Consider the following 11387-nt stretch of genomic DNA (forward strand, 5'->3'; position numbering starts at 1 on the left):
CATGCTCTACGCAATCATTGCCACCGACGTCGCCAACTCGCTCGAAGCGCGCCTCGCCGCACGCCCGGCCCACCTCGAACGCCTGCAAGTGCTCAAGGGCGAAGGCCGCATCGTGCTGGCCGGCCCGCACCCGGCAGTCGACAGCAATGATCCGGGCGCTGCGGGTTTCACCGGCAGCCTGATCGTCGCCGAGTTCGACTCCCTGGGCGCCGCCCAAGCCTGGGCCGACGCCGACCCGTACATCGCCGCCGGTGTGTACGCCAATGTGATCGTCAAACCGTTCAAGCAAGTCCTCCCGTAAAAAGAGGCAACCTTGTGGCGAGGGGATTTATCCCCGATGGGTTGCGCAGCAACCCCAAAGCCATCCAATGCGGTGTGTCTGACACACCGCATGCCCATCAGAAGGGACAGCTTCGCTGTCCATCGGGGATGAATCCCCTCACCACAAAATCATCAACCGCAATATCTCCTCCACCCGCACTGAACCTTCTCGCTTCTCCCCGCTCTCAATCGCTCATTATTCTCGTTTGCCTGCCGACAACCTGCCCAATATCCATTTGCAAGCAGGAATCGCGATGCGCAAGGGTCCGTTGTGTCTGATGTGGGTCACGTTGTCGATCATGGCGCCCGCCCATGGTGAGGAAACCACTGAAAGCGGCAATTCCACGCCGCTGTCATTGAGTGCCGGCAGCCAGATCACCGAGTTGCAGCAGCGCCTCAAGGCCAGTGAGCAGCAGCGAGAAGAACTGAACAAACAACTGCAAAATGCCGACAACGCACGCGAAAGCGCTCAGCTTGCCCGGTTGCGCCAGGAGAATCAGCGTCTCAAGCTGCAACTCAAGGAAGCCCAGGCCAGTCCGTTGCCGCGTCTGTTGACCGAACAGCAGCAATGGTTCGTCACAGGCGCCGGGGTAGCGCTATTGGCGCTGCTGTGCGGTATCTTTGCCAGTGGTGCAAGCCGAAAACGTCGGCAATGGCTAAATTGAGTGAGTCATGAGCGAGCTGTTACTGATTGATGATGACCAGGAGTTGTGCGAACTCTTGAGTAGCTGGCTGAGCCAGGAAGGCTTCCAGGTGCGTGCCTGCCACGACGGCCAGAGTGCGCGCAAGGCGCTGGCCGAGATGGCGCCAGCAGCCGTGGTGCTGGACGTGATGCTGCCCGACGGCAGCGGCCTGGAGCTGCTCAAGCAACTGCGCAGCGAACACGCCGATCTGCCGGTGCTGATGCTTTCGGCCCGGGGCGAACCGCTGGATCGCATTCTCGGTCTGGAGTTGGGCGCCGATGATTATCTGGCCAAACCCTGCGATCCGCGCGAGCTCACCGCGCGCCTGCGCGCCGTGCTGCGCCGCAGTCACCCGGCCGCCGTGTCGACCCAACTCGAGCTTGGCGACCTGAGCTTCAGCCCGGTGCGCGGCGTGGTCAGCATCGACGAGAAAGAACTGACCCTCACCGTTTCCGAAAGCCGCTTGCTCGAAGCCCTGCTCAAGCAGCCCGGCGAGCCACTGGACAAGCAGGAACTGGCGCAACTGGCCCTCGGCCGCAAGCTGACCCTGTACGACCGCAGCCTCGACATGCACGTCAGCAACCTGCGCAAGAAGATCGGCCCGCACCCCGACGGCCGCCCACGCATCGTCGCCCTGCGCAGCCGCGGCTACTACTACAGCCTGTAAATACCCATCTGTGGCGAGGGAGCTTGCTCCCTCGCCACAGAGGTTTGTCAGGCCGACGACAAAGCGTCTTTACCCAAGCTTTACCCAGCGCTGACCGCCGCTGACCTTGATCTCCGTAATCTGTACTCATCCGGAACGTACCGGGAACGAGACAAGGAGATACACCATGCGCAAGACTCTTATCGCTCTGATGTTCGCTGCCGCTCTGCCAACCGTCGCCATGGCTGTGCCACAGGATGGCGGCCCGATGGGTGGCCCGATGGACGGACGCCACGGCGGTCAGATGCACGGCATGCACGGCAAAGGCCCGTACAGCCAACTCGACCTGTCCCGCGAACAGCGCGAACAGATCCGCAAGATCATGGGCGAGCAGATGCACGAGCGTCGCCAGGTCGTCGAGAAGTACCTGGAAAAACTCTCCCCGGCCGACCAGAAAGCCATGAAGGACGAGATGGCGGCCAACCACAAGAAAGCCGAAGCTGACGTACGCAACCTGCTGAAACCGGATCAACAGAAGAAATTCGACGAGATCCAGAAGAAACAGGCTGAACGCCGCGCCGAATGGGCCGAGTTCAAAGCGTGGAAAGCGCAACAGCCGCAAAAGGCGCAATAATGCGATAACCCGGACCCGACGGCTAACCGCTGTCGGGTCTGTTGCCACTCAATCCAAATGTGGGAGCGGGCTTGCTCGCGAATGCGGTGTATCAGACAAGGCAATGTTGACTGACACACCGCATTCGCGAGCAAGCCCGCTCCCACATTGTTGAGTTTTTTGTTTGATTGAGGACTTTCTGTGCGTTCATTGTTCTGGCGTATTCTCGCGAGTTTCTGGCTGGCCATCGCTCTGGTGGCGGGGCTTTCGATTCTGCTCGGGCACATGCTCAATCAGGACGCGTGGATCCTCAGCCGCCATCCGGGCCTCAACACCTTGGCCGCCGAATGGACGCAAACCTACGAAGCACAGGGCGAAGACGCCGCGCAGGACATCCTCGAACAGCGCAAACGCCAATATCACATCGACGTTCAGGTACTCAACGAAAGCGGCGACCCGGTGGTACGCGGCACCTTCCCGCGTCGCGCCGCGGCATTTGAAGCCCGGCAGAACAACGACGACCGACGCCTGCCATGGCGTCGTCTCACCGACGAGTTCACCAGCGAAAAAACTGGCGACACCTACCTGTTCATCTTCCGCATCCCGCACCCGGAACTCGACGCCTGGCACCGCGAAAGCCTGCTCTGGCCACTCAGTGCACTGGGCATCGCGCTGGTGGTGCTGACCCTGTTCAGCCTGCTGGTGACCTTCTCTATCACCCGCCCGCTCAGCCGTTTGCGCGGTGCGGTGCATGATCTGGGGCAGACCACCTATCAGCAGAACAGTCTGGCGAAACTGGCCAACCGTCGCGATGAATTTGGCGTACTGGCCACCGACTTCAACCGCATGGGCGCGCGCCTGCAAAGCCTGATCAGCAGTCAGCGCCAGTTGCTGCGCGACGTTTCCCACGAATTGCGCTCACCTTTAGCGCGGCTGCGCATTGCGCTGGCACTGGCAGAGCGGGCCAACCCGGAAGAACGGGAAAAACTATGGCCACGCCTGACCCGCGAATGTGATCGCCTGGAAGCGTTGATCAGCGAAATTCTGGTGCTGGCACGGGTCGATGCCGACAATGCCAGTGCCGAAGAAGTGGATCTGAATGCACTGCTGGGCACTCTGCAAAAGGATGCGCAGCTTGGCTCGCCAGAGCAGACGGTGCGCCTGGAGGCCGAGCCGCAGCTGAACCTCAAAGGCTGGCCGACCATGATCGAGCGCGCCGTCGACAACTTGCTGCGCAACGCCCAACGCTTCAACCCGGTGGGTCAGGCAATCCAAATGCAAGCCACGCGTCAGGGCGAACGAATTGTGGTGAGTGTGCGCGACCACGGGCCGGGTGTGCAGGCCGAGCATCTGAGCCAGTTGGGAGAACCCTTTTACCGGGCGCCGGGGCAGACCGCGGCCGGGCATGGCCTGGGCCTGGCGATTGCCAAGCGCGCGGCGGAGCGGCATGGCGGGAGCCTGACGCTGGCCAATCATCCAGACGGCGGGTTTGTCGCCAGTCTGGAATTGCCGTTGGTGCCTGGCGCCGTCGTGCAGCCGTAAAAACAAATGTGGGAGGGGGCTTGCTCCCGAAGGCAGTGTGTCAGGCAACATAGTTTTGTCTGATACGCCGCTTTCGGGAGCAAGCCCCCTCCCACATGGACATCAAAGGCTCAGGCCTTGCCCGGCCAGGCGCTGACAAACTCAGCCAGATCAACCTTCTCCGCCACACGCGGTTCTTTCTGCGGCGTGCCGAGGTACAGGAAGGCAATCACCTGCTCGCCTTCAGCCAGGCCCAAGCCTTTGGCCACGTGCGCCGAATAGGCCAGATCACCGGTGCGCCACACCGCACCAATTCCCTGCGCATACGCCGCCAGCAAAATCCCGTGCGCCGCACAACCCGCCGCCAGCAATTGTTCGGACTTCGGATACTTGACGTGTTCCTGCAGTTTCGCGATGACCACGACCACCAGCGGCGCACGCAGCGGGCCGTTGCGCGCCTTGTCGATCATCGCTTCAGTGACTTCGCCTTCCTGCATCTGCGCCGCTTCAGCCAGCAACTCGCCCATCTGCTCGCGCGCCGCACCTTCGACGGTGAGGAAACGATACGGCTGCAAGTGGCCGTGATCCGGCGCGCGCAGGGCTGCGCCAAACAGGGCTTCGCGCTGCTCGGCGGTAGGGGCCGGTTCGACCAGGCGTGGAACGGAAACACGGTTGAGCAAAGCGTCGAGAGCCTGCATCGGCCACCTCCTGAGAAAAATGTGCGGCTATTCTAGCGGTATCCGGCAACAGGGTGCCGGTTTACATGCCCTGCCCCACGGGTAGAATGGCGCCCTTCCTACATCAGCCCGAGCGGACTTCATGGCGTTGCCGACCTTACGGATCATTGGTTTCATCATCGGCATCTTCCTGATCACCCTGGCCATCGCCATGGTCGTGCCCATGGCCACCCTGGTGATTTTCGAGCGCACCGGCGATCTGCCGTCGTTCCTCTGGGCGAGCATGATCACCTTCGTCGCCGGCCTTGCGCTGGTGATCCCCGGTCGCCCCGAACACATTCATCTGCGCCCGCGCGACATGTACCTGCTGACCGTCAGCAGCTGGCTGGTGGTGTGCATTTTCGCCGCGCTGCCGTTTCTGTTGACCCAGCACATCAGCTACACCGACTCGTTCTTTGAAAGCATGTCCGGCATCACCGCCACCGGCTCGACCGTGCTCAGCGGCCTGGACACCATGTCCCCCGGCATTCTGATGTGGCGCTCGCTGCTGCACTGGCTCGGCGGCATCGGTTTCATCGGCATGGCGGTGGCGATTCTGCCGTTGCTGCGTATCGGTGGCATGCGCCTGTTCCAGACCGAATCGTCCGACCGTTCGGAAAAGGTCATGCCGCGCTCGCACATGGTGGCGCGCCTGATCGTGGCGGCGTACGTCGGCATCACCATCCTCGGCAGCCTGGCGTTCTGGTGGGCCGGGATGAGCCCGTTCGATGCGATCAATCATGCGATGTCGGCGATTTCCACCGGCGGTTTCTCGACCTCCGACCAGTCCCTGGCGAAGTGGACGCAACCGGCGGTGCACTGGGTCGCGGTGGTGGTGATGATTCTCGGCAGCCTGCCGTTCACGCTGTACGTGGCGACCATGCGCGGCAACCGTCGGGCACTGATCAAGGATCAGCAGGTACAGGGGCTGCTCGGTATGTTGCTGGTGACCTGGCTGGTACTCGGCACTTGGTACTGGTGGACCACCGACCTGCATTGGCTGGACGCGCTGCGGCATGTGGCACTGAACGTGACCTCGGTCGTCACCACCACCGGCTTCGCCCTCGGCGACTACAGCCTGTGGGGCAACTTCTCGCTGATGCTGTTCTTCTACCTGGGTTTCGTCGGCGGCTGCTCCGGCTCGACGGCCGGCGGGATCAAGATCTTTCGCTTCCAGGTCGCCTACATCCTGCTCAAGGCCAACCTTAACCAGTTGATCCACCCGCGCGCGGTGATCAAGCAGAAGTACAACGGTCACCGACTCGACGAAGAGATCGTGCGCTCGATCCTGACCTTTTCGTTCTTCTTCGCCATCACCATCTGCGTGATCGCCCTGCTGCTGTCGCTGCTCGGCGTCGACTGGATGACCGCACTGACCGGTGCCGCCAGTACCGTATCCGGCGTCGGCCCGGGGCTGGGCGAGACCATTGGCCCGGCGGGCAATTTCTCGACGCTGCCGGATGCGGCCAAGTGGATCCTGTCGTTCGGCATGCTGCTCGGCCGACTGGAGATCATTACGGTATTTGTGCTGTGTATTCCGGCCTTTTGGCGTCACTGATCGGCGCCTGCAACAGCCGCGCCCGGTAATCGCCGGGCGTGGTATCGAACCAGCGACGGAACGCGCGGAAGAAGTTACTCGGGTCGGCAAACCCCAGCAGATAAGCAATCTCCAGCAGGGTCATGCCTGGCTGTGCCAAATATTGTTCGGCCAGTTCGCGACGGGTGTCATCGAGCAATTGCTGAAAACTCGTGCCCTCCTCCTGCAAGCGCCGCTGCAAGGTGCGCTGCGACAGATGCAGAGTCTGCGCCACGGTATCGCGCTTGGGTTCACCCTGGGGCAACAAGCGGCACAACACTTGTCGCGCCTTGTGGGTCACGCGACTTTCAGAGAATCGCGCCAGGTATTCTCCGGCAAACCGGTCGTGCAACAGCGCCATGGCTTCGTTAGCGGTGGGCAGCGGCGCTTCCATGTCGGCCCGTTCGAAAATCAACGCATCGTAAGGCGCGTTGAACATCAGCGGGGCATGGAAGGCTTGTTTGTAGGGTTGCAGGTCCGCGGGCTCGTCGCCCTGGAACAGCATTTTGACCGGGTGCAGGGTGCGCCCGGTCAACCAGCCGCACAGGCCCAGCGCACAGGCCAGCGAGGCTTCGGCGCTCTGCCGGGTCGGCGGCAGGTGATCGCCATGCACCGTCAGAATCAGCGCATAGCCTTCTTCGAGCAGGCGAAAACTCAGGTCGGCGCTTTCGGCGATGATCCGCTGATAACGCACCAGACGCTGAAAGCCTTCGGCCAGGGTGTTGCTCGACATCAGCGCATAACCGGCGACATGGAACGAGGCCGGGCGCACCACCTTGCCCATGTTCAGGCCGATCGCCGGGTTGCCCGACAGCTCGACCGCCCGTTGCCAGAGTCGGGTCATGGAATCTTGCGGGAAGCGCGCATCAGGATCGTCCAGGGCGGCGAAATCGAGCCCCAGTTGCTTGAACAGAACCCGGCAATCCAGGCCGTCCATCTCCAATGCTTTGACAATCCCCATCGCCCAGCTTGCAGAAGTCGTTCGTTCGCTCATGGCGTTATTCTTTTACATGATGGATCGCATGTTACGACCCGATTTGCGAAGGATACTAAAGTGGCGCCCATTGTCACTGGCTGATGCCACTGTTCACTCTAGACTCAAATAAGCTACCCGCCGAACAAGTTGCCATCAGAACAATAACCACAGAGATCGCAGTCGTGGAAAACATCAAGCAATTCAACACTTTCGCCGAGTTCTATCCGTATTACCTCAGCGAACACGCCAACAGCACCTGCCGCCGCTTGCACTTCATCGGCACCACGCTGGTGATTTTCATCCTGGCCATGACCATCGCCAAAGGTGCCTGGTTGCTGTTGCTGGCCCTGCCGCTGGCCGGTTACAGCTTTGCCTGGGTCGGCCACTTCTTCTTTGAAAAGAACCGCCCGGCGACTTTCCAGCATCCGTTGTACAGCCTGCTGGGCGACTTCGTCATGTACCGCGACATGATCCTTGGTCGCGTGGCGTTCTGAATCCCGACACACCCGGAGGCTTGCTGATGAACGCCAATGCCCGCTTCACCCACATGCAGGACGGCACACAGGAAGACTGGGCGATCATCGCCGCCGACTTCAGTGCCTACGCCCGGCAATTGCCGTCGCGGATCGTCGCACACCTGAAGTTGCTGGAAGGTGACTTCGGTGGCTTCCCGGTGGATCGCCTGACCCACTCCCTGCAAACCGCGACCCGCGCCTATCGCGATGGCCGCGAAGAGGAATACGTGGTCTGTGCGCTGCTGCATGACATTGGCGACACCCTCGGTTCCTACAACCACCCGGACATCGCCGCGGCGATTCTCAAACCGTTCGTCAGTGCCGAGAATCTGTGGATGGTCGAGAAGCACGGCATCTTTCAGGGTTATTACTTCTTCCATCACCTGGGCATGGATCGGCATCTGCGCGAGCAGTTCGCCGCGCATCCGCAGTATCAGGCGACGGCGGAATTTTGCGCCAGGTACGATGCGGCGGCGTTCGATCCGGCGTATGAAACCCTGCCGCTGAGCTTCTTCGAGCCGATGATGGAGCGGCTGTTTGCGCAGCCGAAGCACTCGATCTACAAGGCGGCGATGGAAGAACACTCCCCGGCCTAAGATCAAAATGTGGGAGGGGGCTTGCTCCCGAAAGCGGTGTGCCAGATAAACATGTACTTACTGATATACCGCATTCGGGAGCAAGCCCCCTCCCACAGGAGATATCTGGGGTCTAGGCGATCTCGGCAACCTTGGCCGCCTTGAGCTGCGCCTCCCGCGCTTGCGCATCCGCCAGTCGATACAGCTCGATCGAGCCGTCCCAGTGCTCGATCAACGCCGTGCACGATTCCACCCAATCGCCGCAATTGAGGTAATCCACCTCCCCCACCTTGCGGATCTCGGCATGGTGGATGTGCCCGCACACTACGCCGTGCAATTCCCGTTTCACGCATTCGTGGGCGATGGCTTCTTCGAAGTCGCTGATGAAACTCACCGCGGTCTTCACCTTGTGCTTGAGGTACGCCGACAACGACCAGTAGCCGTAGCCATAACGGGCACGCCAGTGGTTGAGCCAGCGGTTGAGGGTCAGGGTGAATTCGTAGGCCGAGTCGCCGAGAAAGGCCAGCCAGCGGTGATAACGGGTGATCACGTCGAACTGATCGCCATGGATCACCAGCAGATGCCGGCCATCCGCCGTGACATGCACCGCCTCGTCGACCAACTGGATGTTGCCAAGGATCAGCTTCGAATAACGGCGCAGGAATTCGTCGTGGTTGCCGGTGACGTAAATCACCTCGGTGCCGCGCTTGCTCATGGTCAGCAGGCGGCGGATCACGTTGGTGTGCGCCTGCGGCCAGTACATGCCGCCACGCAGTTTCCAGCCGTCGATGATGTCACCGACCAGGTAGATCTTGTCGGCGTGGTAGCCCTTGAGAAATTGCGACAAGTGCTCGGCCTGGCAATCCCGCGTGCCCAGGTGCACGTCGGAAATCCACAAGGTACGCACCCGTTGTTTGCGGCTGGGTTTGGCGAGCTCGGCGCTGGTCATGGGCAACCCTCTGCGATATTTTCGCCAGCTTGCGCCCGCCGGGTGAATCGACCATGACAGGCAGGCGTCAGTCGTGTGACAGCGCGCAAGCCCCTTGCCCCGGTGTAGACTGGCGCTCACTTCGGAGACCTCTGCCATGCGCCCGATCCTCACCCTGCGCCAGTACACTCGCGACCTGATCGTCCACAGCCACGAACACGCCCAACTGGTGTTCGGTTTGTCCGGCGCGCTGGATTTCGAAGTCGAGGGTCAGGGCAGCCAGGTGCGCCAACAGAGTTTCGTGGTCATCCCCGGCGGCGCGCATCACGCTTGCGGCAGCCCCGATGGCAGTCGTTGTCTGGTGCTGGACGTGCCCGACGGACAATGGCTGAACGATTCGCTGGGCGAGCATGCCGACGCCAGTCAGCGCTTGCTCGACCAGCCTGCGCGGTTGTCACTGGATGCAGGGCAAAGCCAATTGGTCAACTGGCTGGCGAACAGCCCGGTCACTGATCCGCTGATCGCCCAGCAAGGCGCGGTATTGCTGCTCGCCAGCCTGAATCACGCCAGACCCGCCGAACTCTCGGCGCGGCGCCTGCCCTACGCGGCGCTGGATGCGCACATCGAGCAATACGCCGCCTATCCGCTGCAAGTGGCCGATCTGGCGCAGATCGCCGGGTTGTCCAGCGCCCGGTTGCACGCGCGCTTCATGGCCGAATGCGGGCAGACGCCGATGGACTACATTCGCAGCCGGCGGTTGCACAAGGCGATCTGCCTGCTGCGCGAGACGGCGCTGCCCATCGGCGAGATCGCCAGCCGGGTCGGCTACAGTTCGCAGAGCGCGTTCGCGGCGGCGATGCTGCGCGAGTTTGGCGCTTCACCGGGGCAGTTGCGCCGCGACTCCTGCGACAAAAAACGCTAGTTCGCCGACAGACTTCTGCGTCGCAACACGTTTCAATGTGCATTCACCTGTAGGAGCTGCCGCAGGCTGCGATCTTTTGATCTTGCTTTGAAGGATTAAGATCAAAAGATCGCAGCCTTCGGCAGCTCCTACAGTGATCGCGTTGTATCGACAGACTCAAGAAGGATTGCAATGACTCCGCGTACCGCCCTCGGCGCCCTGCATATCGGCGCTCTGATGTTCGGCCTGACCGGCGTGTTCGGCAAACTCGCGGCTGCCTCGCCGGCGGTGATCGTCTTCGGACGCGCTGCATTTGCCGTGCTCGCCCTGGCCTTTTTCGCCCGTTTCGCCAGCCAGAACGGCTGGCAGAAACTGCAGGCGGTCGACTGGCGGCGCCTGGTGCTCAGCGGCGTGTTGCTGGCCGGGCACTGGGTGAGTTTTTTCATCGCGGTGAAGGTCGCCGGCGTGGCGATTGCGACGCTGGGCTTTGCCAGTTTCCCGGCGTTCACGGTGATTCTCGAAGGGCTGATTTTCCGCGAACGCATCCGCGCCAATGAAATCGTGCTGGTGGTGCTGGTCAGTGTCGGTCTGGTACTGGTGACCCCGGCGTTCGACCTTGCCAGCGGCGCCACCACCGGGCTGCTCTGGGCGGTGCTGTCGGGTCTGCTGTTCGCCCTGCTGTCGCTGACCAACCGCGCCAGCTCCGGACGCATCCCGGCGGTGCAGGCCGCGCTGTGCCAGAACGTGATGGTCGCGCTGTGTCTGCTGCCGGTCGCCGCCCCGCAGCTAAGCGAAGTGCGTGCCCTGGACTGGCTGTGGATCGGTCTGCTCGGGGTGTTCTGCACCGGCGTCGCCCACAGCCTGTTCGTCGCCAGCCTCGCGGTGATCAAGGCGCGTACCGCCGCGGTGGTATTCGCCATGGAGCCGGTTTACGGCATCACCATCGCCTGGTTGCTGTTCGATGAAAACCCGACCATGCGCATGCTGATCGGCGGCGCGCTGATCATCGTCGCCATTGTGGTTTCGGCGCGAATGTCAGGCAGCGCCGACAAGAAAACCGTCGCTGCCGAAGCCGCGTCTCACTGAGTGCGGTCGTTGTGGCCGAGGTCGCGCTCGGGGTCGATCTGATCGCGGACTCGCTGCTTGAGCACCTTGGCCTCGGGAAAGCCGCCATCGGCCCCGCGCTCCCAGATCTGCACATCGTCGCAGCTGATGTGAAACACCCCGCCGGTGCCCGGCACCAGCGAGACCTTGCCGAGGTCGTCGCCGAAGGTGCTGAGCAACTCCTGCGCCAGCCACGCGGCGCGCAGCAGCCACTGGCATTGGGTGCAATAAGTGATGACGATTTCCGCTTTGGCGACGCGCATGTTCGCTGAAACTCCTGAGACAGAGGGCGCCGCTATAATAGCCGGCTTT

Annotated in this window: 14 protein-coding genes; 10 read left to right on the forward strand and 4 right to left on the reverse strand. The window is 62.0% G+C overall.

The genetic code is table 11. The features are described from left to right. Position 1 precedes the first annotated feature (1 nt). The 5 genes from JFU48_RS29245 (at position 2) to JFU48_RS29265 (ending at position 3805) form a co-directional block, all read left to right on the forward strand. The gene (locus JFU48_RS29245; RefSeq protein WP_003222762.1) at positions 2-301 is read left to right on the forward strand and encodes a YciI family protein; all 300 of its coding nucleotides are present in this window, start codon (positions 2-4) and stop codon (positions 299-301) included. A gap of 274 nt (positions 302-575) precedes the next feature. Continuing rightward, positions 576-986, forward strand: coding sequence for a hypothetical protein (locus JFU48_RS29250; RefSeq protein ID WP_003222759.1), 411 nt, complete (start codon positions 576-578; stop codon positions 984-986). Positions 987-993: 7 nt separating this feature from the next. Continuing rightward, positions 994-1671: a response regulator transcription factor gene (locus tag JFU48_RS29255; RefSeq protein ID WP_003222757.1), complete on the forward strand. Its 678-nt coding sequence runs from the start codon at positions 994-996 to the stop codon at positions 1669-1671. Between the two features lie 166 nt (positions 1672-1837). Further along, on the forward strand, positions 1838-2284 hold the full coding sequence (locus JFU48_RS29260) for an LTXXQ domain protein (protein ID WP_201138424.1): 447 nt from the start codon (positions 1838-1840) through the stop codon (positions 2282-2284). 180 nt (positions 2285-2464) lie between these two features. Next, positions 2465-3805 (forward strand): sensor histidine kinase, encoded by a 1341-nt coding sequence (locus tag JFU48_RS29265; protein WP_003222754.1) that lies wholly within the window; start codon positions 2465-2467, stop codon positions 3803-3805. Between the two features lie 110 nt (positions 3806-3915). Here the strand turns inward: JFU48_RS29265 and JFU48_RS29270 are convergent, their stop codons facing one another. Further along, the gene (locus JFU48_RS29270; RefSeq protein WP_003222753.1) at positions 3916-4482 is read right to left on the reverse strand and encodes a nitroreductase family protein; all 567 of its coding nucleotides are present in this window, start codon (positions 4480-4482) and stop codon (positions 3916-3918) included. A 121-nt stretch (positions 4483-4603) separates the two neighbouring features. Between JFU48_RS29270 and JFU48_RS29275 the strand changes: the two genes are divergently transcribed. Continuing rightward, positions 4604-6058 carry a TrkH family potassium uptake protein gene (locus tag JFU48_RS29275; protein ID WP_003222752.1) on the forward strand — a complete coding sequence of 485 codons (1455 nt, stop codon included), beginning with the start codon at positions 4604-4606 and terminating at the stop codon, positions 6056-6058. On the opposite strand, the gene JFU48_RS29280 is transcribed toward JFU48_RS29275, so the two are convergent. Next, complete coding sequence (locus JFU48_RS29280; RefSeq protein WP_201138425.1) at positions 6015-7070, reverse strand: AraC family transcriptional regulator; 1056 nt, start codon at positions 7068-7070, stop codon at positions 6015-6017. The genes JFU48_RS29275 and JFU48_RS29280 overlap by 44 nt on opposite strands. 164 nt (positions 7071-7234) lie before the next feature. On the opposite strand from JFU48_RS29280, the gene JFU48_RS29285 reads away from it, so the two are divergent. Then, positions 7235-7546: a DUF962 domain-containing protein gene (locus tag JFU48_RS29285; RefSeq protein WP_003222750.1), complete on the forward strand. Its 312-nt coding sequence runs from the start codon at positions 7235-7237 to the stop codon at positions 7544-7546. A gap of 26 nt (positions 7547-7572) precedes the next feature. Next, the gene (locus tag JFU48_RS29290; protein ID WP_201138426.1) at positions 7573-8163 is read left to right on the forward strand and encodes an HD domain-containing protein; all 591 of its coding nucleotides are present in this window, start codon (positions 7573-7575) and stop codon (positions 8161-8163) included. A gap of 112 nt (positions 8164-8275) precedes the next feature. Here JFU48_RS29290 and JFU48_RS29295 read toward each other — a convergent pair whose 3' ends face one another. Then, the gene (locus tag JFU48_RS29295; protein WP_003222748.1) at positions 8276-9091 is read right to left on the reverse strand and encodes a UDP-2,3-diacylglucosamine diphosphatase; all 816 of its coding nucleotides are present in this window, start codon (positions 9089-9091) and stop codon (positions 8276-8278) included. Positions 9092-9227: 136 nt separating this feature from the next. Here JFU48_RS29295 and JFU48_RS29300 point away from each other — a divergent pair, with 136 nt between their 5' ends. Both JFU48_RS29300 and JFU48_RS29305 read left to right on the forward strand, forming a co-directional pair. Further along, on the forward strand, positions 9228-9992 hold the full coding sequence (locus JFU48_RS29300) for an AraC family transcriptional regulator (RefSeq protein ID WP_201138427.1): 765 nt from the start codon (positions 9228-9230) through the stop codon (positions 9990-9992). A 171-nt stretch (positions 9993-10163) separates the two neighbouring features. Continuing rightward, positions 10164-11057 (forward strand): DMT family transporter, encoded by an 894-nt coding sequence (locus tag JFU48_RS29305; RefSeq protein WP_201138428.1) that lies wholly within the window; start codon positions 10164-10166, stop codon positions 11055-11057. On the opposite strand, the gene JFU48_RS29310 is transcribed toward JFU48_RS29305, so the two are convergent. After that, positions 11051-11338, reverse strand: coding sequence for a SelT/SelW/SelH family protein (locus JFU48_RS29310; protein WP_201138429.1), 288 nt, complete (start codon positions 11336-11338; stop codon positions 11051-11053). The genes JFU48_RS29305 and JFU48_RS29310 overlap by 7 nt on opposite strands. Positions 11339-11387 lie beyond the last annotated feature (49 nt).

This window comes from Pseudomonas sp. TH49 (assembly GCF_016650625.1).
Classification (GTDB): Bacteria; Pseudomonadota; Gammaproteobacteria; order Pseudomonadales; family Pseudomonadaceae; genus Aquipseudomonas; species Aquipseudomonas fluorescens_H.